General features: G+C 72.5%; 17 protein-coding genes and 1 pseudogene. 9 read left to right on the plus strand and 9 right to left on the minus strand.

The window, feature by feature from the left end; genetic code table 11:
• Positions 1-117 precede the first annotated feature (117 nt).
• Positions 118-2,076: a 2-oxoacid:acceptor oxidoreductase subunit alpha gene (locus C4U44_RS18860; protein ID WP_103886996.1), complete on the plus strand. Its 1,959-nt coding sequence runs from the start codon at positions 118-120 to the stop codon at positions 2,074-2,076.
• A complete protein-coding gene (locus C4U44_RS18865) occupies positions 2,069-3,160 on the plus strand; it encodes a 2-oxoacid:ferredoxin oxidoreductase subunit beta (RefSeq protein ID WP_103886997.1) in 1,092 nt (363 codons plus the stop codon). Before C4U44_RS18860 ends, C4U44_RS18865 begins: the two co-directional genes overlap by 8 nt.
• 214 nt (positions 3,161-3,374) lie before the next feature.
• On the opposite strand, the gene C4U44_RS18870 is transcribed toward C4U44_RS18865, so the two are convergent.
• A complete protein-coding gene (locus tag C4U44_RS18870) occupies positions 3,375-3,737 on the minus strand; it encodes a winged helix-turn-helix transcriptional regulator (protein WP_103886998.1) in 363 nt (120 codons plus the stop codon).
• Positions 3,738-3,844: 107 nt separating this feature from the next.
• Between C4U44_RS18870 and C4U44_RS18875 the strand changes: the two genes are divergently transcribed.
• Both C4U44_RS18875 and rarD read left to right on the plus strand, forming a co-directional pair.
• Positions 3,845-4,705, plus strand: coding sequence for an SDR family oxidoreductase (locus C4U44_RS18875; protein WP_103886999.1), 861 nt, complete (start codon positions 3,845-3,847; stop codon positions 4,703-4,705).
• Positions 4,706-4,832: 127 nt separating this feature from the next.
• On the plus strand, positions 4,833-5,804 hold the full coding sequence (gene rarD / locus C4U44_RS18880) for an EamA family transporter RarD (protein ID WP_103887000.1): 972 nt from the start codon (positions 4,833-4,835) through the stop codon (positions 5,802-5,804).
• 13 nt (positions 5,805-5,817) lie between these two features.
• Here rarD and C4U44_RS18885 read toward each other — a convergent pair whose 3' ends face one another.
• The 4 genes from C4U44_RS18885 to C4U44_RS18900 form a co-directional block, all read right to left on the minus strand.
• Positions 5,818-6,840, minus strand: a complete 1,023-nt coding sequence (locus C4U44_RS18885) for an ABC transporter permease (RefSeq protein ID WP_103887001.1) — start codon at positions 6,838-6,840, stop codon at positions 5,818-5,820.
• Positions 6,827-7,795 (minus strand): ABC transporter ATP-binding protein, encoded by a 969-nt coding sequence (locus C4U44_RS18890; RefSeq protein ID WP_103887002.1) that lies wholly within the window; start codon positions 7,793-7,795, stop codon positions 6,827-6,829. The genes C4U44_RS18885 and C4U44_RS18890 overlap by 14 nt, the downstream gene beginning before the upstream one ends.
• 1 nt (position 7,796) lies before the next feature.
• On the minus strand, positions 7,797-9,077 hold the full coding sequence (locus tag C4U44_RS18895; protein WP_103887003.1) for a LolA family protein: 1,281 nt from the start codon (positions 9,075-9,077) through the stop codon (positions 7,797-7,799).
• Between the two features lie 370 nt (positions 9,078-9,447).
• Positions 9,448-10,467, minus strand: a complete 1,020-nt coding sequence (locus C4U44_RS18900; protein ID WP_103887004.1) for a polyprenyl synthetase family protein — start codon at positions 10,465-10,467, stop codon at positions 9,448-9,450.
• 420 nt (positions 10,468-10,887) lie between these two features.
• On the opposite strand from C4U44_RS18900, the gene egtA reads away from it, so the two are divergent.
• The 5 genes and pseudogenes from egtA (at position 10,888) to C4U44_RS18920 (ending at position 16,692) form a co-directional block, all read left to right on the plus strand.
• A complete protein-coding gene (gene egtA, locus C4U44_RS18905; RefSeq protein WP_103887005.1) occupies positions 10,888-12,270 on the plus strand; it encodes an ergothioneine biosynthesis glutamate--cysteine ligase EgtA in 1,383 nt (460 codons plus the stop codon).
• Positions 12,271-12,288: 18 nt separating this feature from the next.
• On the plus strand, positions 12,289-13,806 hold the full coding sequence (egtB, locus tag C4U44_RS18910; protein WP_407642863.1) for an ergothioneine biosynthesis protein EgtB: 1,518 nt from the start codon (positions 12,289-12,291) through the stop codon (positions 13,804-13,806).
• Positions 13,806-14,564 (plus strand): annotated as a pseudogene (locus C4U44_RS42575) (class II glutamine amidotransferase); the annotation flags it as partial. The gene egtB and the pseudogene C4U44_RS42575, both read left to right, overlap by 1 nt.
• Positions 14,565-14,678: 114 nt before the next feature.
• Positions 14,679-15,665 carry an L-histidine N(alpha)-methyltransferase gene (gene egtD / locus C4U44_RS42580; RefSeq protein WP_235032195.1) on the plus strand — a complete coding sequence of 329 codons (987 nt, stop codon included), beginning with the start codon at positions 14,679-14,681 and terminating at the stop codon, positions 15,663-15,665.
• Between the two features lie 217 nt (positions 15,666-15,882).
• Positions 15,883-16,692 (plus strand): class I SAM-dependent methyltransferase, encoded by an 810-nt coding sequence (locus C4U44_RS18920; protein ID WP_103887007.1) that lies wholly within the window; start codon positions 15,883-15,885, stop codon positions 16,690-16,692.
• Between the two features lie 81 nt (positions 16,693-16,773).
• Here C4U44_RS18920 and C4U44_RS18925 read toward each other — a convergent pair whose 3' ends face one another.
• The 4 genes from C4U44_RS18925 to C4U44_RS18940 all read right to left on the minus strand — a co-directional run bounded on the left by C4U44_RS18925 (position 16,774) and on the right by C4U44_RS18940 (position 23,022).
• Positions 16,774-19,800 (minus strand): glycoside hydrolase family 32 protein, encoded by a 3,027-nt coding sequence (locus C4U44_RS18925; protein ID WP_103887008.1) that lies wholly within the window; start codon positions 19,798-19,800, stop codon positions 16,774-16,776.
• 77 nt (positions 19,801-19,877) lie between these two features.
• A complete protein-coding gene (locus C4U44_RS18930; protein ID WP_103887009.1) occupies positions 19,878-20,654 on the minus strand; it encodes an ATP-binding cassette domain-containing protein in 777 nt (258 codons plus the stop codon).
• Positions 20,651-21,685, minus strand: coding sequence for an ABC transporter permease (locus C4U44_RS18935; protein WP_103887010.1), 1,035 nt, complete (start codon positions 21,683-21,685; stop codon positions 20,651-20,653). Before C4U44_RS18935 ends, C4U44_RS18930 begins: the two co-directional genes overlap by 4 nt.
• A gap of 170 nt (positions 21,686-21,855) precedes the next feature.
• Positions 21,856-23,022 carry a substrate-binding domain-containing protein gene (locus C4U44_RS18940; protein ID WP_103887011.1) on the minus strand — a complete coding sequence of 389 codons (1,167 nt, stop codon included), beginning with the start codon at positions 23,020-23,022 and terminating at the stop codon, positions 21,856-21,858.
• Positions 23,023-23,036: the final 14 nt, after the last annotated feature.

Below are 23,036 nucleotides of genomic sequence, written 5' to 3' on the forward strand. Positions count from 1 at the left end.
GGTGGTGGCCCGCGCGACCCCCCGCCCGGCTCCGAGATGCCGGGACGTACCGGGAAGGCGACCCTTACCGACGTACCATGACCGGTGAGCCGTGCCGCCTCGAAGGAGGTCCGTTCAGTGACCAGCCAGGTCAGCAGCCCCATCAACGAGGAACACGAGGGCCCCGCGCCCTCTCTCGGCGCCCCGGTCGGGGCGCTCGGGGAGCAACGCACCAGCGGTAAGCAGACGCGTCGACTCGATCGGGTCATCATCCGGTTCGCCGGTGACTCGGGCGACGGGATGCAGCTCACCGGCGATCGCTTCACCTCCGAGACCGCGTCATTCGGGAACGACCTGTCCACGCTGCCGAACTTCCCGGCCGAGATCCGGGCGCCCGCAGGGACCCTGCCGGGGGTCTCCTCTTTCCAGCTGCACTTCGCCGACCACGACATCCTCACCCCCGGTGACGCGCCCGACGTGCTGGTGGCCATGAACCCGGCCGCCCTGAAGGCCAACCTGGCCGACGTGCCGCGCGGCGGGGAGATCATCGTCAACACCGACGAGTTCACCAAGCGCGCGATGGCCAAGGTCGGCTACGGCGCCAACCCGCTGGAGGACGGCTCCCTGGAGGCGTACGCGGTGCACCCGGTGCCGCTGACCACGCTGACCCTGGAAGCGCTCAAGGACAGCGGTCTGGCCCGCAAGGACGCCGAGCGGGCGAAGAACATGTTCGCGCTCGGCCTGCTGTCCTGGATGTACCACCGCCCGACCGAGGGCACCGAGTCCTTCCTGCGGAAGAAGTTCGCGAAGAAGCCGGACATCGCCGAGGCCAACGTCGCGGCCTTCCGCGCGGGCTGGAACTTCGGCGAGACCACCGAGGACTTCGCGGTCTCCTACGAGGTCGCGCCCGCCACCAGCGCCTTCCCGGCCGGCACCTACCGCAACATCTCCGGGAACCTCGCGCTCGCCTACGGCCTGATCGCGTCCTCCAGCCGCAGCGGGCTGCCGCTGTTCCTCGGCTCCTACCCGATCACCCCGGCCTCGGACATCCTGCACGAGCTGAGCCGGCACAAGAACTTCGGCGTGCGGACCTTCCAGGCCGAGGACGAGATCGCCGCGATCGGGGCGGCGCTGGGCGCCGCGTTCGGCGGCTCGCTGGCGGTCACCACCACCTCCGGGCCGGGCGTGGCGCTGAAGTCCGAGACCATCGGGCTGGCGGTGTCGCTTGAGCTGCCCCTGCTGGTCGTCGACATCCAGCGCGGCGGCCCGTCGACCGGCATGCCGACCAAGACCGAGCAGGCCGACCTGCTCCAGGCGATGTACGGGCGCAACGGCGAGGCACCGGTGCCGATCGTGGCCCCGGCCACCCCGGCGGAGTGCTTCACCGCGGCACTGGAGGCGGCCAGGATCGCGGTCGCCTACCGCACCCCGGTGATGCTGCTGTCCGACGGCTACCTCGCCAACGGCTCCGAACCGTGGCGCGTCCCGGACGTCGACGAACTCCCGGACCTGCACGTCGAGTTCGCCTCCGGCCCGAACCACACCGCGGCCGACGGCACCGAGACGTTCTGGCCCTACCTGCGCGACCCCGAGACGCTGGCCCGCCCCTGGGCCGTCCCCGGCACGCCGGGCCTGGAGCACCGCATCGGCGGCATCGAGAAGCAGGACGGCACCGGGAACATCTCCTACGACCCGGCCAACCACGACTTCATGGTCCGCACCCGCCAGGCGAAGATCGACGGCATCACGGTGCCCGACATCGAGGTCGACGACCCCAGCGGCGCCGCCCGCACCCTGGTGCTCGGCTGGGGCTCGACGTACGGGCCGATCACGGCCGCGGTGCGCCGGATCCGCCGTGAAGGCGGCCTGGTGGCGCAGGCCCACCTGCGCCACCTCAACCCCTTCCCCGCCAACCTCGGCTCCGTCCTCGCCGGATACGACAAGGTGCTGGTGCCGGAGATGAACCTCGGCCAGCTCGCCCACCTGATCCGGGCGAAGTACCTCGTCGACGCCCGGTCGTACACCCAGGTGACCGGGCTGCCGTTCAAGGCCGAGCAGTTGGCGCAGGCGATCGCTAAGGAGAACGCGGATGTCTGAGGCGGTTGCCTCCCCCCTTGCCTCCTCGACGGCACTGTCCCTGGTGCCCAAGGCCGTCGGCGTGCAGAGCATGAAGGACTTCAAGTCGGATCAGGAGGTGCGCTGGTGCCCCGGCTGCGGTGACTACGCGATCCTCGCCGCCGTCCAGTCCTTCATGCCGGAGCTCGGCCTGGCCCGGGAGAACGTCGTCTTCGTCTCCGGGATCGGCTGCTCCTCCCGCTTCCCGTACTACATGAACACCTACGGGATGCACTCCATCCACGGCCGCGCCCCGGCCATCGCCACCGGCCTGGCCGCCTCCCGCCGGGACCTGAGCGTGTGGGTGGTCACCGGCGACGGCGACGCGCTGTCCATCGGCGGCAACCACCTCATCCACGCGCTGCGGCGCAACGTGAACCTCAAGATCCTGCTCTTCAACAACCGGATCTACGGCCTCACCAAGGGCCAGTACTCCCCGACCTCCGAGGTCGGGAAGATCACCAAGTCCACGCCGATGGGCTCCCTGGACGCGCCCTTCAACCCGCTGTCGCTGGCGATCGGCGCGGAGGCCTCCTTCGTCGCCCGCACCATCGACTCCGACCGCAAGCACCTCCAGTCGGTGCTGCGCGCCGCGGCGGCCCACGAGGGCACCGCGCTCGTCGAGATCTACCAGAACTGCAACATCTTCAACGACGGGGCGTTCGACGTCCTCAAGGACAAGAGCACCGCCGAGAGCGCCCTGATCCGGCTGGAGCACGGCGCGCCGATCCGCTTCGGCCCGGAGGGAGCCGCCCGCGGCGTCGTCCGCGACCCCCGCACCGGCGACCTCGCGGTCGTGGACGTCACCCCGGAGAACGAGGCGGACCTCCTCGTCCACGACGCGCACTCCCCCTCCCCCACCCACGCCTTCGCCCTCTCCCGCCTCACCGACGGGACCGCTTTCGGCGCGGGCGCGGCCACCCCGATGGGCGTCTTCCGCGACGTCGCCCGTCCTGTCTACGAGACAGACATGGCCGAGCAGCTGGAGAGCGCGGTCACCCGCCAGGGCCAGGGCGACCTCGCGAAGCTCCTCGCCGGCAACGACACGTGGACGGTCGTCGGCTGACCCACCCGGCTGCCCCGTCCTGTCCGGTCGAGGGACCACCTGCCGGTGGTGGGTTGCTCGCGCAGTTCCTCGCCCCTTGGTGGTTGCCCTCCTTTCACGGAGGGAGGCGCACACACCAGGGGCGCGGGGAACTGCGCGAGCAACCACCGCCGGACCGCAAGGTCCCGTAGCAACAGGACGGGGCACCCCGGCGGGTCCGGGGCAGCCCGGCGGGTCAGGGCGCCGTGTCGTACGCGACCTGCGCGGCCAGCACGGCCCCCACGTTCCGCTCCGTCCACTCGGCGAGAGCGCACACCTTCTCCGCCGCCTGCACCCCCAAGGGCGTGAGGTCGTAGTCGACGTGCGGCGGAATCACCGGGCGGGCCCGGCGCCGTATGAACCCGTCCCGCTCCAGCACCCGCAACGTCTGCGCGAGCATCTTCTCGCTGACCCCGCCCACCCTGCGGCGCAACTCGCTGAAGCGCAGCGTCCCCGCCGCGGACAGTTCGGTGAGGACGAGGACACCCCAGGTGCTGGTGACGTGTTCGAGGATGGTCCGCTCCGGGCAGCCCCTCCTGCGCTCTTCACTTACCTTCATGGATGTACCGTACTTCAAGGTGGGTACTTTCCCAGGGTTAGTGTTCGCGTTACGGTGACGAGGAAGCCGAACCGGCGGGCAGAACACCGCAGAACGGGAGCAATACCATGAGTATCGTCGTCACCGGAGCCACCGGGCACCTGGGCCGGCTCGTCATCGCGGATCTGCTGGAGCGCGGGGTGGGGGCGGGGGAGATCGCCGCGGTCGTACGCGACGAGGGCAAGGCCGCCGACCTGGCCGCCAAGGGCGTGGAGCTGCGGATCGCGGACTACGACCGGCCGGAGAGCCTGAAGGGGGCGTTCCGGGCCGGCGAGCGCGTGCTGTTCGTGTCGGGCAACGAGCCCGGCAAGCGGCTGCCGCAGCACGCCGCCGTGATCGACGCCGCACGCGAGGCGCGGGTCGGCCTGCTCGCCTACACCAGCATTCTGGGCGGCCAGGGGGCCGACATGGCACTGGCCGAGGAGCACAAGGTCACGGAGCGGCAGATCTTCGCCGCGGACCTGCCGTACACCCTGCTGCGCAACGGCTGGTACACCGAGGTGTACACCGGCAATCTCGCCCCGGTGCTGGAGCACGGCGCCGTGGTGGCCAGCGCGGGCGACGGCCGGGTGGCCTCGGCGGCGCGGGCGGACTACGCCGCCGCGGCGGCGGTGGTGCTCACCGGCGAGGGCCACGAGAACAAGGCGTACGAGCTGAGCGGCGACACCGCGTGGAGCTTCGCGGAGTACGCGGCGGCGGTCTCGGAGGCGACCGGCCGGGAGATCGCGTACCAGAACGTCCCGTCCGAGCGGCACCTGGAGATCCTGGTCGGCGCGGGCATCCCGGCGGCGTTCGCCGAGATCCTGGTCGACGTCGACCGCGGGATCGGGCGCGGCCTGCTCGCCGGCACCAGCGGGGAGCTGTCCCGGCTGATCGGCCGTCCGACGACCCCGATGCCGGACTCGGTGGCCGCCGCGCTCAAGGGCTGACCCCTCCCCCGACCCTGTCCCGCTCGCTCCCGGCCGGGCCTGTCATGACCACAGTGCGATATGGCCATGACAGGCCGAACCGCCGCCCGCTACCTTCTCACTGCGGTGGACAGCAGGAGGGGCGATCATGGGCGAGCAGCGGGCAGGGCTGGGCTACGGGTTCGCGGCCTACGGACTGTGGGGCCTGTTCCCGCTGTTCTGGCCGCTGCTGGAGCCGGCCGGGGCACTGGAGATCCTGGCCCACCGCATGGTGTGGTCGCTGGTGGTGGCCGCGCTGATCCTGCTGGTGCTGCGCCGCTGGGCATGGGTCACCGTGCTGGTCCGGCAGCCGAAGCGGCTGGCCCTGGTGGCGGCCGCCGCGACCGCGGTGACGATCAACTGGGGCGTCTACATCTGGGCGGTCAACTCCGATCACGTGGTGGAGGGTTCGCTCGGCTACTTCATCAACCCGCTGGTCACCATCGCGCTGGGCGTGCTGGTGCTGCACGAACGCCTGCGGCCGGTGCAGTGGGCGGCGGTCGGCATCGGCTGCGTCGCGGTGGTCGTCCTGACCGTCGGGTACGGGCGGCTGCCGTGGATCGCGCTGACCCTCGCGTTCTCCTTCGGCGGCTACGGGCTGATCAAGAAGAAGCTCGCGATGAACGGGCTCGAGTCGCTCGCCGCCGAGGCCGGCGTGCAGTTCGTGCCCGCGCTGGTCTTCCTGCTGGTGCTGGGCGCCCGGGGCCGGTCGACCTTCACCGGGCACGGCGCCGGGCACGCCGGCCTGCTCGCCACCTGCGGCCTGGTCACCGCGATACCGCTGATCCTCTTCGGGATGGCCGCCACCCGGCTGCCGCTGTCGACGATCGGCCTGATGCAGTACCTCACCCCCGTCTTCCAGTTCCTGATCGGGGTGCTGCACTTCCACGAGACGATGCCGGCGGACCGCTGGGCCGGGTTCTTCCTGGTCTGGGCCGCGCTCGGCGTCCTTACCGGGGACGCTCTGCGCACCGCGCGCCGCGGCCGGCTCGACCTGGCCGCGGCGCGGCGGGCGGCGGCGTCGGCGCCTCCACTGCCCCCCGCCGGCCAGTCCCCCGACCACGAGCCGGTCGAGGGCTGAGGGCAGGCGCTCGTCACGCCGTGACGTCGCGCGAGGTGAACCGGGCCCAGGCGGCCGAGCCGAAGACCGCCGCGTAGAGCGCCTGGAGACCCAGGTTCTTCCCGATGGCGTCCCAGGGGACGGGGTCGCGCAGGACGTCGGCGAAGCTCAGCCAGTAGTGCGGGAAGAGGTAGGGCTGCACCGCGTGGAGCTGGGGGATGCTGTCGACGATCTGCACGGTGATGAGCAGCCCGACGGTGGCCGCCATCGCACCGACCCCGCTGTCGGTCAGGGTGGACACGAACAGCCCGAGGGCCGCGATGCCCACCAGCGACCCGGCCACCAGGACGGCGATCAGCAGGGCCCGGAGCATGCCCGTGGAGAGCGGCAGGGTGGTGCCGGACAGCGTCGTGACGCTGCCGACGGGAAAGAGCGCGAAGCCGACGATCAGGCCGGACACGGCGACGACGAGGGTCGCCGCGAGGCAGAAGGCCAGCACCGAGGCGTACTTCGCCAGCAGCAGGCGGGACCGCCCGGCCGGGGCGACCAGGAGGTAGCGCAGGGTGCCGGCGCTCGCCTCGCCCGCGATCGCGTCGCCCGCGACGACGCCGATCGCCATCGGCAGGAAGAACGGCAGGGTGGCGGCCAGCGCGGTGAACACCAGGAACAGGCCGTTGTTGCTGACCTGCTGGATGAACGCCGGCCCGCCGTCGCCGTTCTGGCCGCCGCCGATCGAGCTGCCGTCGCGGGTCTCGATCCGGACCGCGATGCCGACCAGCACGGGGACGCCCGCCAGCACCGCGAACAGCGCCAGGGTGCGCCACCGCCGGAAGACGGTGACCAGTTCGGAGCGGAAGAGCCCGAGGGACCACAGCAGCCGCGGTGCGCGCGGTACGGCGGTGGCGCTCCGCTCCCGGTCCCCGCCGCTCGCCCTGCCCTGTTCCGGTACCTCCGCGTGTTCCTGTGCCTCCACCGGTTCCCGCGCCGGTGCCGCTCCCTGGTCGGCGCCTTCCCGCCGGGCGCCCGCACCGCCGGGTGCCGTCTCAGCCCGCGACATCGAAACCCTCCCCCGTCAGTGCCACGAACGCGTCCTCGAGCGTGCCGCGTTCGAGGCCGAACCCGCGCACCCGGACACCGGCGGCCACCAGAGCCGCGTTGAGCTCCGCGAGGTCGGGCGGATCGGCGGGCAACTCTCCGGTGACGCGCTGCCCGGACTCCGCCAGTGCGGTCACGCCGTGATCGGCCAGCACCCGGACCGCGTCGGCCGGATCGGGTGTGGTGACGGCGAGCCGGCTGCGGGTCCCCGCCGACAGTTCGGCGACCGGACCCTGCGTGATCAGCCGGCCGCGGGCCATCACCGCGGCATGCGTGCAGACCTGCTCGATCTCGTCCAGCAGGTGCGACGACAGGAAGACCGTGGTGCCGTCCGCGGCCAACTCCCGGACCAGCCCGCGGATCTCCCGCATGCCCTGCGGGTCGAGGCCGTTCGTCGGCTCGTCCAGCACCAGCAGGTCGCGCGGCTGGAGCAGCGCCGCGGCCAGGCCGAGGCGCTGCTTCATGCCGAGCGAGTACTGCTTGGCCTTCTTGCCGGCCGCGGCCCCGAGGCCCACCCGGTCCAGGGCTGCGCCGACCCGGGCCCGCCGAGTCCGCGGGTCGGCGGTGGGGTCGGCCGCGTCGTAGCGCACCAGGTTGTCGCGGCCGGACAGGAAACCGTACAGCGCCGGGCCCTCGATGAGCGCGCCGACCCGGGGCAGCACCGAGCGGGCCGAGCGCGGCATCGGCTGGTCCAGCACCCGGGCGGTGCCCGCGGTCGGCTCGATCAGCCCCATCAGCATCCGGATGGTGGTGGTCTTGCCGGAGCCGTTGGGCCCGAGGAAGCCGAAGACGCTGCCGCGCGGTACCCGCAGGTCCAGACCGTCGACCGCGAGGGTGCCGCGGTATCTCTTGGCGAGGCCGCGGGTCTCGATCACGACCTCGCCGCGCGCTTCCGCCCCGGCCGGCTGTGCCCGCACGCTACTTCGCGCCCCCGGCAGCCGCGGTCAGCGCGGACTGGGTGACCGCGCCGACGTAGAGCTTGCCGTCGTCGGTGAGCAGCGCGTTCACCAGGCGGGTGTGGAAGACGGTGCCGGTGCCGAAGGAGCCGCTGACCTTGGTGCCGAAGCTGTCGAGCAGCGACTGCGGGTCACCGCCGCCGTGACGGGAACCGGCCTTGCCGTCCAGGCCGAGGTCGGTGCCGCCGTCCTGCTTCGCCTTGCCCGCCGCGGAGGTCAGGGCGCCGGTGTCGATCACCGCGATGGAGTTCCAGCCGGTGCCGAGCACGGTCGGCTGGCCGGCGGTGTCGCCCGTGGAGCCCTTGGTGGCCCCGGAGCCCGCCTCGGGGGTCCTGCCCTCGGTGACCTTCACCCCCTTGGGCGGCGTGAACGCGAAGGTGCTCGCGGCCGGCCTGTCGAAACTCACCCGGGTGAAGCCGAGGTCGAAGACCGCCTTGCCACCGCCCTTCGGGACGACCGTGAACCTCAGCGGCACGCCGGTCGAGGAGTCGACCGCGATCCGGATCCGACCGACCGTGGTGCTGTCCGCGTGCTCGGGGGTGACCACGAGTTCGTACGCGCTGCGGCCGGCCACCCGGGCGGTGCCGTCGACCGTGATCGAGGAGGTGCCGTGCGCCGCGTCGAGCACCCGCTCGGCGGCTTCCTGCGGAGTGGTCGGCACGCCCTCGGGCAGTTGCTGCTCGGAGCGGGCGGCGGTGGGCGCGGGCAGCGTCGAGTGGTAGACCTGGTTCGACCCGCTGTCGTACGCCCACAGCTGGCTGCCGTTGTGGATGACGCTGTACTCGGCGGCCTTCTCGATGATCGAGACCTTCTGCCGGTCCTGCCCGTCCGTGGACACGTGCAACTGGTGGGTGCCGGCCAGCAGTTGGGTGAGCTGGCGCTGCGGCGCCGCGGGTGAGGACGCGTCGCCGCCGCCCGCCTGGCCGCCCGTACCCGACAGCAGGCCGCCCGCCGCGCCCCCCGAGAGCGCGTCGGGCAGGCCCAGGTCGGTGCTCACCTTCACGGTGCCGTCGACGGTCCGCGTGTCCGAGGCGGCGATCTTCGTCAGCAGCTGCTGCGCGGTGATCTTCGGGAGCGAGGGGTCGCCCGCGTCGGCGAGCGCCGGGACGAGCGTGATCGTTGCCGCCGCGATGCCCGCGACGGCGACCGGCACGGTGTAGCGCGCGAACTTCCGGCCACGGCTGCCGCGCGGCTCGTCCGGCTGCTCCGGCTCGGGTCGCCCGAGCGGTTGGATCTGTGCCATTGCGTCCTACCTCCGTCGTGAGCGGCGGCCTGCTCGCACTCGTCCCACTACCCGGGCCATTGTCGCCCAGTCCGCCGTGCAGCGGGGCACCCCCATCCGACCAAATCCCCCGCGGTCGCACATCCCCCCGCGGTCGCGCCCTCACGTACACCCCCGGTATGACGTCCCTGGGGTGCCCTGACCCTCCAGGCTGCCCCTGTACGCCCGTTGAGGGACCACCCAGCGGTGGGTGGGTTCCCCGCGCCCGTGGCTTGTGACGCTCTTTACGCGAAAGGAGCCGCGCACACCGGGGGCGCGGGGAACTGCGCGAGCACCCCACCACCGGCAGGTGGTCCCCCAACCAGCAGGACGGGGCACCCCGGAGGGACCGTCACCCCGCCCGGTGCACCACCGCGTCGCACAACGCCGCCAGCGAAGCCTTCGCGGGAAGATCCGGCAGCGGCGCCAGCGCGGCCCGCGCCTCATCCGCGTAGCGGACCGTGTCGCGCCGCGCCTGCTCCAGCGCGGGGTGGGCCCGCAGCAACTCCAGCGCCTCCGCGTGGAGCAGATCGTCGGTGAGGTCGCCGTCGAGGAGTTCGTTCAGCCGGCGGTCCTCCGGGGTCGCCGACCCGCGCCCCTGGGCGTGCCAGCGGCGGACGTGCAGGACCGGCAGCGTGGGGATGCCCTCGCGCAGGTCCGTGCCCGGCGTCTTGCCGGACTCGTGGCTGTCGCTCGCGATGTCCAGGACGTCGTCGGCGAGTTGGAAGGCCGCGCCGATCCGCTCGCCGTACTGCGTGAGGATGTGCACCACCGACTCGTCGGCGCCGGACATCATCGCCCCGAACCGCCCGGAGACCGCCATCAGCGAGCTGGTCTTGCCCGCGATGACCTCCAGGTAGTGGTCGAGCGGGTCGCGGCCGTCGCGCGGGCCGACGGTCTCCATGATCTGGCCGGTGACCAGTCGCTCGAACGCCTCGGCCTGCACCCGCACGGCCTCGGGGCCGAGGTCGGCGAGGATGTGCGAGGCGCGCGAGAAGAGGAAGTCGCCGGTGAGGACGGCGACCGAGTTGCCCCAGCGGGAGTTGGCGCTGGGCACCCCCCGGCGCACGTCGGCCTCGTCCATGACGTCGTCGTGGTAGAGGGTGGCGAGGTGGGTGAGCTCCACGACGACGGCGGCCGGCACCACACCGGGCGCGTGCGGGTCGCCGAACTGCGCCCCCAGCATCACCAGGAGTGGCCGGAAGCGCTTGCCGCCGGCCTGGAGCAGGTGTCGGGCCGTGTCCGTGATGAAGGGGACGTCGCTCTTGGTCGCCTCCAGCAGCCCTTCCTCCACGGCTGCGAGACCGGCCTGGACGTCGGCATCGAGGTTCTCGTCCCACACGCTCAGCCCGAAGGGCCCGACGACGGTCACGAGGGGTACTCCTGTCGCTGGTCTGGCATCTGGCGGGGTCTGAGCTTGGGCGGCTACGGCGGCTACAGCTGCTGGGGCGGTTGCCGCAAGGCCCGTCCGGGGACGGGGACCTGCGATTGCCCCTACCGGCAGGGTAGCCGGTCAGGTGTTGATCACCGCCGGGGCATCGCCCTGCGACGAGCTACGAGCGATCACCGCCCGTATAATCCTGATCACCTGGTTTATTCATATATGACTCACTCGTAAGAGTGAAGGGCGCGATCGAGGGAATGCTGGGCCAATATCGAATGCTTGACCGTATAGCTGTTCATCGTTCCGTAAGACCATCGCGCACCATGGCGAACTACACTCTCGACAGCAACATGTGACATGTCCTCGCTTCGGATGAAGAACAGGCAGATGAAATGAGGAGGTGGACCGATGGCAACCGATCGCGCCGACCATGGTGAAGACCTCACCGAGGACGAGGCGGAAGCCCACATCAGGGGGGTGTGCTTCAAGACGGGACCGCCCGCGCGGACCGGCGTGGAGCTGGAGTGGCTCGTCCAGGACCGCTCCGACCCCCGCGAACTGATATCCCTCGAACGGCTGGACGCGGCACTCGCTCCGGTCGAAGCCCCAGGGGCTCTGCCCCGGGGCAGCAGGCTCACCCGGGAACCGGGTGGCCAGGTGGAGCTGAGCTCTCCACCCGCACCCACGCTCGCGGGGTGCGTGACGGCGATGGCCGAAGACCTCGCCGTCCTCAGGGAAGCCGTCGACCGAGCCGGACTGGTGCTCGTCGGACACGGCATGGATCCCCATCGCGAGCCGCCCCGGGTCGTCGACCATCCCCGCTACCTGGCGATGGAGCGCTTCTTCGACCGCGAGGGCCCCTGGGGCCGCACGATGATGCGCCGTACGGCATCCCTGCAGGTCAACCTGGACAGCGGCGACGAGAGCGCGGGGGTGACCGGCTACCGCAGGCGCTGGGCGCTGGCCCACAGGATCGGCCCGGTCATGGTCGCCGCGTTCGCGAACTCGCCGTTCCGGGACGGCCGGCCGACCGGCTGGGTGTCCACCCGGCAGGCCAACTGGGCCCTGATGGACCCGGGCCGCACCCGCCAGCCGCACCATGCCGACGAGCCACGTGACGCCTGGGCGCGGTACGCCCTGGACGCCAGGCTGCTGTGCATCCGCCCGGACGGCCGGGCGGAGGACGTCCAGAACGTCCAGAACGCAGAGCAGGAGTCCGATCGCGGCGCGGGCAACAGCTCCGCTCAGGGCTCGAACAACAGCTCTGCATCCGGCACCGGATCCGGCACCTCCTGCGACTGGACCGCGCCTGCGGGGCTCACTTTCCGCGAGTGGGTACGCGGTGCGCGCGGCGTACGGCGGCCCACCGTCGGCGACCTGGACTACCACCTCAGCACCCTCTTCCCGCCGGTCCGCCCGCGCGGCTGGCTGGAACTGCGGATGACCGACGCGCAGGACGGCGAGCAGTGGATCGTGCCGACGGTGCTCGCGGCGACCCTGTTGGACGATCCGGTCGCCGCCGAATCCGCCTACGCCGCCACCGAACCGCTGAGCGCGGACGGTGATCCTCTGCCCTCGGACGCCATCTGGCGCCGAGCCGCCCGGATCGGCCTGGCCGACCCGGAACTGGCCAAGGCGGCACGCGCGTGCTTCGCCGCCGCCGAGAGCGCCCTCGCGCGCCCCGGCGCCTCCCCTGCCCTGCGGCAGGCCGTCTCCGACTTCGCCGAGCGCTACCCAGAACGCGGCCGATGTCCGGCCCACGACCAGTTGGACGCGTTGAGCCGCGCCTGACCCACCGGAAGGCTTGTCGTGACTGACCCACGCACCTCTCGCCACAACACTGCCGAAAATCAGGCCACTTCAGTCCCCTCGGCATCTTCGGCACCAGCAGCACCTCACGCACCTTCGGACCCGGCGGGCGCTCCGCACGCCCCGGCGCCGGGCAGCGCCGCCGCCGGCACGGCGACCGCCGGCTCCGACCCGGCCGCCCGCGCGCTGGCCGCGCTGCGGACCGCGCGGCACCGCACCGGCGTCCTCACCGACTCCGTCACCGACGACGACCTCGTCGCCCAGCACTCCCGGCTGATGTCCCCGCTGGTGTGGGACCTGGCGCACATCGGCAACCAGGAGGAGCTGTGGCTGGTCCGCGAGGCGGGCCGCCGCACCGGGGTGCGGCCCGACCTGGACCACCTCTACGACGCGTTCCGGCACCCGCGCGCCGACCGCCCCGCGCTGCCGCTGCTCGGCCCGGCCGAGGCGCGCGGCTACGTCGCCCAGGTACGCGACGAGACCCTCGACGTGCTGTCCGGCGTCGACATCGACCCGGACCACCCCGAGCGGCTGCTGGCCGGCGGCTTCGTCTTCGGGATGCTCGCGCAGCACGAGGCGCAGCACGGCGAGACCATGCTCGCCACCCACCAGCTGCGGTCGGGACCGGCCGTGCTGGACGCCCCCGCGCCGCCGCCGGCGCCCGCGGACGCCGCCACGCTGCCGCGCGAGGTCCTCGTCCCCGGCGGGCCGTTCACCATGGGCACCAGTACCGAGCCGTGGGCCCTGGACAACGAACTGCCCGCGCACCAGGTGGGGGTGGCGCCCTTCTGGCTGGACACCGTGCCGGTCACCAACGGGCGCTACGCCGACTTCATCGCGGCCGGCGGCTACCGCGACCCGGCGTGGTGGACGCCCGAGGGCTGGCGGCACGTCCAGGAGGCCGGGCTGGAGGCCCCGCTGTTCTGGTCCCGGGACGGCGACCGCTGGATACGCCGCCGGTTCGGCCACCTGGAGCCGGTGCCCGCCGACGAGCCGGTGCTGCACGTGTGCTGGTACGAGGCCGACGCCTTCGCCCGCTGGGCCGGGCGGCGGCTGCCGACCGAGGCCGAGTGGGAGAAGGCGGCGCGGCACGACCCGGAAACCGGCCGCTCGCGCCGCTACCCCTGGGGTGACGCCGACCCCGGCCCGCAGCACGCCAACCTCGGCCAGCGCCACCTGCAGCCCGCCCCGGCGGGCAGCTACCCCGAGGGCGCGGCGCCCAGCGGCGCCCGGCAGCTGGTCGGGGACGTGTGGGAGTGGACGTCCTCGGACTTCTCCCCCTACCCGGGCTTCGCCGCCTTCCCCTACCGGGAGTACTCGGAGGTGTTCTTCGGCCCCGACTACAAGGTGCTGCGCGGGGGCGCCTTCGGGGTGGACCCGGCGGCCTGCCGCGGCACCTTCCGGAACTGGGACTACCCGATCCGGCGGCAGATCTTCTCCGGTTTCCGCACCGCGAGGGACGCCGACCCGGACCGCGACGGCACGAGCGGCACTCCGGCGGGCGGTGGGGCTGCCTGATGTGCCGCCACCTCGCGTACCTGGGTCCTCCGGTGCCGCTGGCCCGGCTGCTCGTCGAGCCCCCGCGCGGGCTGTACGAGCAGTCCTGGCAGCCGCGCAGGCAGCGGCACGGCACGGTCAACGTCGACGGCTTCGGGGTCGGCTGGTACCCGCCGGAGCCGACCATCGCGCTGCCGTCGCCGGGCGCACCCGGTGGCACGCCGGCCGGCCCGCACGGCGCCCCGGCGGCGCGGGCCGGTCGGCCCGGGGACGGGGCGGGCGACCCCGGCTTCCCGCTGCCGGCCCGCTACCGCCGGGCGCTGCCGGTGTGGGCCGACCCGAACCTCGCCGACCTGGCCCGGACCATCGCCAGCGGTGCGGTCCTGGCCGCGGTGCGCTCGGCCACCGAGGGCACCACGCCCGACGAGTCGGCGGCGGCCCCCTTCCGGGACGGCCGCTGGCTGTTCAGCCACAACGGGGCCGTGCCGGACTGGACCCGGCTGCCGACCGGCCTCGGCCCGGCCGAACTGCTCGCCCTGGAGGCGCACTCGGACTCCGCGCTGCTGTGGGCGATGGTCGCGGGCCGGCTGCGCCGCGGCGAGCCGCCCGGCGGCGCGCTGGCCGCGGTGATCCGCGAGGTCGCCGCGGCCCGCCCCAGCGCGCGGCTCAACTTCCTGCTCACCGACGGCCGCACCATCGCCGCCAGCGCGTGGGGCGACACGCTCTGGTACCGGCTCCGCCCGGGCGCGGTGGTCGTCGCGTCCGAGCCGGACGACGCGGTCGGGGAGTCACTCGGCGAGTGGCGCGAGGTCCCCGACCGTTCCCTGCTCCTGGCCACCACGGACGGCGTCCGCGTCATCGCGCTGCGCCCCGAACGCAAGGACACCCCCCTCATGAACGCCGAGAATCCGAGCCGCTTCACCCTCGACGACCGGCTGCCCGCCGACTACTTCACCACCACGCTGCACGCCGACGTGACCGGCGGCCTCACGGCCGTCCCGCGCACCCTGCCGCCGAAGTGGTTCTACGACAAGCGCGGCAGCGACCTGTTCGAGCAGATCACCAAGCTGCCCGAGTACTACCCGACCCGCGCCGAGCAGGAGATCCTGGTCCGCCGGGCGCCGGAGATCGCCGAGGCCACCGGCGCGGCCACCCTGATCGAGCTGGGGTCCGGCTCCTCCCGCAAGACCCGCCTGCTGCTCGACGCGCTCACCGCGGGCGGCACCCTGCGCCGCTACGCGCCCCTGGACGTCAGCGCCTCCGCCCTCGAGGAGGCCGGGCGCGCGATCTGCGCCGACTACCCGGGGCTGACCGTCTCCGCGACGGTCGCCGACTTCGAGTCCGGCATCCCGCTCTCCGACGAGCCGGGCCCCCGCCTGCTGGCCTTCCTCGGCAGCACCATCGGCAACTTCGACCGGCCGCAGCGCGCCGCCTTCTACCGCACCCTGGCGCACAGTCTCAGCAGCGACGACATGCTGCTGCTCGGCGCCGACCTGGTCAAGGACCCCGCGGTCCTGGTCCGGGCGTACGACGACGCGGCCGGGGTCACCGCCGAGTTCGACAAGAACGTGCTGCACGTCCTCAACCGCGAACTGGGCGCGAACTTCGTACCCGATGCCTTCGAGCACGTGGCGGTGTGGAACACCGAGCAGGAGCGGATCGAGATGCACCTGCGCTCCCGCACCGCCCAGACCGTCAAGATCCCCGACCTGGACCTCTCCCTCGACCTGGCCGCGGGCGAGGACATCCGCACCGAGCTGTCCTGCAAGTTCCGCCGCGACTCCCTCACCGCAGAGCTCCACGACGGCGGCTTCACGGTCCGCCACTGGTGGACCGATCCGGCCGACCGCTTCGCCCTCCTGCTGGCGGTCCCGAACTAGGGCCGCCGGCTCGGCCGAGGACCGGAGAACGGTCCTCGAAGGCCCCTCCCGACCGCTCCCGACCCCGCCCCGGCGGTTCCCCTGGCGAAGGGCGAACGCCGGGGCGGAGTCGGTGAGTTGGCCCGCCGGATCCGGGTGGACGGAGGTGTCCCCGCGCTGCCCTAGAGTGATCGCCTGCAAGTTCCGAGGGATGGCCGGTACGGCACGGAGGTGTGCGGTGGGGGACTTCGACGCGTTCGAACGCGAGGCGTGGTCCGGGCGCGCGGCGGCGTACGCGCGGAGCTTCGGGATGCTGTGCGCGCACACCGTGCCCGAACTGCTCGACGCGGCCGGCGTGGGCGCCGGGGTGCGGGTGCTGGACGTCGGCACCGGACCCGGCGCCGCCGCCGCCGAGGCGGTGCGGCGGGGCGCGGAGGTGGCCGCGGTGGACGCCGAGCCGAGCATGGTCGAGCGGGCGGCCCGGGCGGTGCCCGCCGCGGAGGTACGGCTCGGGGTGCTGCCCGGACTGCCGTACGAGGACGGCGAGTTCGACGCGGTGGTGGCGAACTTCGTGGTCAACCACGTGGGACGGCCCGCCGCGGCGCTGGCCGACCTGCGCCGGCTGGCCGGGCCCGGCGGCCGCGTCGCGGTGACGATCTGGCCCGCGCCGCGCTCCCCCGGGCAGGCGCTGCTGGGCCGGGCGCTGGAAGCGGCCGGCGTCTCCCGCCCGCCCTCCATACCGGCCCTCGCCGCCGAGGACGACTTCGCCCGCACCGAGGAGGGCCTGGCCGGGCTGCTGACGGCCGCCGGGCTGGCCGGTGCCCGCTGCGCGACCCTGCGCTGGAACCACGTGGTCGACCCGGAGGTCTGGTGGTCCGGCCCGGCCGCCGGGGTGGCCTCGATCGGCCAGATCCTGCAGAGCCTGCCGCCGCACGACGTCGAGGAGGTGCGGCGGCACTACGACCTCCTGTCCGCGGAGTTCCGCACCCCGGACGGATCACTGTCCCTCCCCCACACCGCCCTGCTCGGCTGGGCGCTGGCCGGCTGAGCACCCGCCGGCAACCCGGTCACGCGAGGCGCCGGTTGCCGCGGCCCCGGACGGGATCGGGGGCCGCGGCGAGGATCCGGGTCAGTGCACCTCGGCGTTCTGCGCGGTCATCGCGCCGTCGTAGACGTTCAGCCCGAGCAGGCCGCTGCCGTAGGTGGTGTCGGTGACGTCGATGACCGGGGCCGTGCCGTCGCCCAGGAAGACCTGGATGCGCGGTCCGCTGGTGACGACCTTCAGGTGGTAGGACTTCTGCGGGTCCACGGGGGTGGCGTAGGTCGCGATGTCCTGGCCGGGCCGCCACAGCTTGATCTGGCCGCCGCCGCTGGTGTTGATGTTCGCCGTGTAGTGCGCGCTCGCCGTGGCGTCCGCCCGGAAGGTCAGGCCCGCGGCGGCCGCACTGCCCAGCGACAGGTCCGCCTCGTAGCGGAAGTCCGTGCCGCTGCTGCTCGACAGCGAGAACCCGTCGCCGGGGGCCGCGCCCTGCTGCCCGTCCGCCGTGGCGGCCCACGCACCGCTGACGGTGTGCCACGGACCGGCCAGGTTGGTGGTGAAGGCCGGCGGCCGGCCCTGGGTCAGCTCCGCCTGCTGGAAGGTGGCGGCGCCGCTGAAGACGTTGATGCCGAACCGGCCGCTGCCGTAGGTGGAGTCGAGCGCGTCGATGACGGGATTCGGGTCGTCGCCGAGGAAGACCCGCAGCCGCGCCCCCTCGGCGACGACCTTCAGGTGGTAGGTCTGGCCGGGCGTGATGGGCGTGCTGTGGGTGGCGATGTCCAGGCCCGGCCGCCACAGCTTGATCTGGCCGCCGCCGCTGGTGTTGATGTTCGCCGTGTAGTGTCCGCTCGCCGTGGCGTCGGCCCGGAAGGTCAGGCCGATCGCCACGGCACTGCCCAGCGACAGGTCCGCCTCGTAGCTGAAGTCCGAACCGGTGGCGCTGTTGAGCAGGAAGCCGTCGGCGGTGGCCCAGCCCCGCCGGCCCGCCGGAGTGTCGGTCCAGATCGAGCCGTCGAGCAGCTGCCAGTCGCCGGTGAGGTCGCTGAGCAGCCCGGCGTTGGCGTTGCGCAGCGTGGCGGCGCCGTCCTGCACGTTGAGGCCGAACAGGCCGCTGCCGTAGGTGGTGTCGGTGACGTCGATGACCGGGGCCGGGGCGCCGTCGAGGAACACCTGGAGGTGCGGCCCGACGGCGGTCACGGCCAGATGGTGGGACTTCTTCGGGTCGATCCGGGCGGTGTGCGTGGCCAGGACGGCGCCCGGGCGCCACAGCGTGACCTGGCCGCCCTGCGCGGCGTCGAGGGTGGCGGTGTAGTGGTGCCGCGCCGTGGCGTCGGCGCGGAAGGTGAGGCCGGCCGCGGCCGCCCCGTCCAGGCTGACGTCCGCCTCGTAGCGGAAGTCGGTGCCGCTCTGGGCACCGAGGTAGAAGCCCTGGCCGTGGGCGGTGGCCTTGTTCCCGTCGGCGAGGTCCTTCCACGTCCCACCGTGCGCCTGCCAGGGGCCGGCGATGTTGCTGCCCGGGTTGGTGGTCGGGATGAAGTCGGGCCAGGCGCGGCGCAGTTCGTGGAACTGGAGCGAGACCAGCCGCACCCGGCCGCCTTCGGCGTGGACGGCTATGCCCCGGGCGGCGAGGGCCGGGTCGAAGTCGAGGTTGTTGCTGGAGGAGAAGAGGCCGTCGTTGCCGAACACCTCCAGCTGGCCGCGGTCGACGAGCACCCGGATCTTCACCCGGCCGTTCACCGGGGGCATGGCGGTACCCATCAGGGTCTGCCGGGTCAGGTCGTAGACGACGTCGGCGTTGCCGGTGCCGTCGGCGTAGGTGTGCACCCTCACGCCGAAGGAGGTGGCGGAGGCGCTGGTGGTGTCGAACTCGGCGATGACCTCGTAGCCGTCGGCCGAGATCCCGGCCAGCGGGTTGCCGGCCGGGTCGGCGCTGATCATCCGGTCGGACCAGGTCCGGCCGCCGGTGCGCAGCGACGCGATCTCGGCGATCGGCTGCCGGGTGACGCGCAGCCCCGCGGGGGTGGTGACCAGGCGCAACTCGGCCGGGAAGGTGGCGTTGCCGGTCCAGACGGTGCCGAAGTTGCCCTGCTGCCAGGCCATCTGCACGATCCGGCCGTCGGGCATGTCGTTGAAGACCTGACCGGCGTAGGCGTTGCGTCCCACGTCCATCTGCTGGGGGGCGGTCCAGTCGGTGGTGAAATGCGTCCCGTCGAAGTCGCCGACGACGTACTTCGTACTGGCCGCGTTGATCACCCACTTGACGGTGGAGCCACCGTCGACCCGCATCGGGTACATGTCCGGGCACTCGAAGAGCCAGTCGGCGGTGAGCCTGCTGGCGTACGTCCAGTCCAGCAGGTTGGTGGAGGTGTAGATGTCGTAGCCGTTGCCGCCTTCGTTCGACCAGAACACCATCACCCACTTCTGGTGGGCCTCGTCCCACAGCACCTTGGGGTCGCGGCTGTCGGTGCTGGCGGCGGGCGGCGCCGCGACGACGCGTCCGTTGCCGTAGGACGTGAAGGTCCGCGCGCCGTCGGTGCTGTAGTCCATCAGCACCCCGCCGGTGCCGGTGAACACCACGATCGGGTCGTCGGGGCCCTTCTTGAGGCCGGTGACGTTGTGCTTGTCGACGACGCCCGCGCCCGACCACAGGTTGCCGGGCTGCACGCCCGGTTCGAGCGCGACGGCCTGCTGCGTCCAGTGCACCAGGTCGGGACTGGTCGCGTGCCCCCAGTGCATGGTGTCCCAGACCAGCCCGTGCGGGTTGTGCTGGTAGAACATGTGGTAAGTGCCCCGGTAGTACAGCGGGCCGTTGATGTCGTTCATCCAGCCGATGCGCGAGCTGAAGTGGAACTGGCCGCGGTAGTACTCGTCGTAGGCGCCGATCTTCGTGGTCGGGTACGGGTACTCGGGATAGTCGGCGGGGCTGTCGGCGTACGCCTGCGAGCCGCGCAGGGCGGCGGGCAGGAAGGTCAGGGCGGTCACCGCGGCGGCGCCGGTCAGGAAGGTGCGCCGGTTCGCGAGAGGTGACGTCAGCGAACCTTCCTGGGGGCGCGGAGCGGGATCGGAGGGTGTGGCCGCGGACGACGCGGGCGCAGGAGGGAACGTACTGTCGACCATGGAAGTGCTCCCAAGGGGCGGTCGGTAAGGGTGTGGTGCCGGCGGGGCCGCGGCAGACGGCTGCCGGGCCCGGTCGCTCACGATCCGGAGGCGCTCGTGAGGGTCTTGGCGCCGGTCATGACGGCCACCGCGTCTTCCATCGAGTGCGACGCGGGGGTGATGACGCCCGCGCAGCCGCCCAGCCGCTGGATGTGGATGCGGTCGGCGACCTCGAAGACATGGGGCATGTTGTGGCTGATGAGGATGACGGCCAGGCCCTGGTCGCGCAGGTCCCTGACGAGCTTGAGCACCTGGGCGCTCTCGCGCACGCCCAGGGCCGCGGTCGGCTCGTCGAGGATGACCACCTTGCCGCCGAACGCGCCGGCCCGCGCCACCGCCACGGCCTGGCGCTGCCCGCCGGACAGCGTCTCCACCGCCTGCCCGATGTTCTGCAGCGTGGTGATGCCGAGCCGCTGGATGTGCTCGGCGGCCTGCCGCTTCATCTCGCGGGTGTCGAGCATCCGCAGTACCGAGCCGAGCGGGCCCTTGCGGCGGATCTCCCGGGCGAGGAAGAGGTTGCTGGCGATGTCGAGCGCGGGGGCGACCGCGAGGGTCTGGTAGACGGTCTCGATCCCGGCCTCGCGGGCGTCCTGCGGACGCTTGAAGTGGACCGGGACGCCGTCGACGAGGATCTCGCCCCGGTCCGGCACCAGCGCGCCCGACAGGCACTTGATCAGCGTGGACTTGCCGGCGCCGTTGTCGCCGATGACGGCCAGCACCTCGCCGCCGGCGACGCTCAGGCCGACGTCGTTCAGCCCGACGACCCGGCCGAAGAGTTTGACCAGGCCCCTGGCCTCCAGCACGGGCGCCGTCATGCCTTCACGCTCCTGATCCACTGGTCGACGGACACGGCAGCGATCACCAGCACGCCCACCGACAGGACTTGGTAGTTCGGGTCGAACCCGGCCAGCGCCAGGCCGTTGTCGAAGACCTGGACGATGACCGCGCCGATCAGCGAGCCGACGACGGCTCCGCGCCCGCCGAACAGGCTGGTACCGCCGATGACCACCGCCGTGATGGACTCCAGGTTGGCGTTCAGACCGCTGTTGGGGTCACCGCCGCCCACCCGGCCGACGAGGATCCAGGCCGCCACCGCGATGGCCAGGCCGGCCACCATGTAGGCGCTCAGCAGCACCCGGTTGACGGAGATACCGGCCAGGCGGGCGGCTTCGGCGTCGTCGCCCACTGCATAGAGGTGACGGCCCCAGGCGGTGTAGCGCAGCGCGAAGCCCATGACCACGTACAGGGCGATCATCAGCAGCACGCCGTTGGTGAGGTGGAGCGAGCCGATGGAGACGGTGTCCGCGCTCCACAGCAGGAAGCCGCCGGGTTGCAGGGACACCGTCTGGCCCTTGGCGTAGATGAGCGTCACCGCGGTGAAGATGCTGAGCGTGCCCAGGGTGACGATGAACGGCGGCAGTTTGATCCGCGTCACCAGCAGCCCGTTGAGCGTCTGCGCGGCGACCGCGAGCACCGCACCGGCCAGCAGCGCCAGCACACCGGGGACGCCGTGGTCGAAGACCAGCTTCGACATCACCAGCGACGAGAGCACCATGACCGCGCCGACCGACAGGTCGATGCCCGCGGTGAGGATCACGAGGGTCTGGCCGACGGCGAGCGACCCCACGACGGCCACCTGCTGGGCGATCAGCGAGAGGTTCTGGAGGTGGTAGAAGCGACTGTTCAGGAGGGTGAAGGCCACCCCCGCGAGGATCAGGACGATCGCCGGGCTCAGCGCCGGCTGGCGGTGCAGGACGGCGTGCACGCGCTGGCCCGGGCCGGCCGGCCGTTTGAGGAGGTCCTCCGCCAACTGCGGGGTGGATTCACTGCCCACGTCGGTGGTCATCTGCGGTCCCTTCGCCGCCCGCCGCAGGACGGCGGCAGGCGGTGGCATGGTGGTGGAGGCGCCGGCGGGGGTCGGGTCGAGTGGCGCCCGCCGGCGCCTCCGGTCTTGGAGGGCAGGTCAGGACGCGGGGCCGGGCCCGCCGGGCCCGGTCGCGCGCTCCGTGTGGTGGTCTAGCTGCCCCAGCAGGCGGAAGCGGCCTGCGTCGGGGACTGGACGGTCACCCCGTTGAGCGGCTTCGCGGCGACCAGCGCGGTGCCGGTGTCGTAGAAGGTCTTGCCCTGGGTGACGCTCGGCTTGGAGCCGCCGCGGGCCAGCTTCGCGATGGAGTCGACGCCCAGCGAGGCCATCTTGCCCGGGTACTGGACGGCGTCCGTGGCGAACTCCCCACTGCTCACGAGCTTGAGGCCGCTGCAGCTGCCGTCGATCGCGTAGACCGCGACCTTGCCGGCCTTGCCCGCGGCCTTGAGCGCGTTGTAAGCGCCCTGCGCGGCGGGCTCGTTGATCGCGTACACGACGTTGATGTCCGGATGGGCCGACAGGCAGTTCTCCATCGCGGTGCGCCCACCGTTGATCGCGCCCTGGGTCGGCTGGTGGCAGGCGATGCTGTAGGAGCCGCCGGGACCACCGGCAACCCCCTTGTACTGGCCGGACTTGGCTTCCTTGGCGTTCTGGGTGGTGCTGCCCGGGTCGATGCCCATTCCTTCGAGGAAGCCGTGGTCGCGGTCGATGTCGACCGACACGACCTGGTTGTTGAACAGGTCGAGCATCGCGACGACCGCGGGCTTGCCGGCCAGCGCCGCCGCGGCGTACTGCCCGTCGAGCTTGCCGGCGGCGGTGTTGTCGGTGGCGTAGGTGATGTCGGCGACGCTGGTGGGGTTGGTCGCCGTGTCCAGCGCGATCACGAACAGCCCGGCCTGCTTGGCCTGCCGCAGCGCCGTGTTGACGGCGTCCCCGTTGGTCGTGATGAGGATGCCCTTGTCGCCGCGGGCGATCGCGTTGTCGATGGCGCTGATCTGGCTCTGGGTGTCGCCGTCGCTGCTGCCGGCCGCGACCGTCAGCTTCACGTTGTCCTTGGCGGCGGCGGCCTTGGCGTCCTTCTCCATCGACACGAAGTACGGGTTGGTGAGCGTCTTGACGATCAGGGACACTCCGACCTTCGCGCCGGAGTTGCTGCCGGCGGAGGACCCCGACGATCCCGAGGACCCGGAGGACGAGCCGCCGTTGGACCCGCAGGCCGCGAGCGCCGCCGCCAGACAGACCGTCAGACCGGCCGCCGCGAGACGGGAACCGCGCGCGCGGCGAGAGGCCGCGGTCACGCCGGATGGGGAGACGTTCATCTCGATAACCCTTC

This window comes from Actinacidiphila yanglinensis (genome assembly GCF_900107965.1).
Classification (GTDB): Bacteria; Actinomycetota; Actinomycetes; order Streptomycetales; family Streptomycetaceae; genus Actinacidiphila; species Actinacidiphila yanglinensis.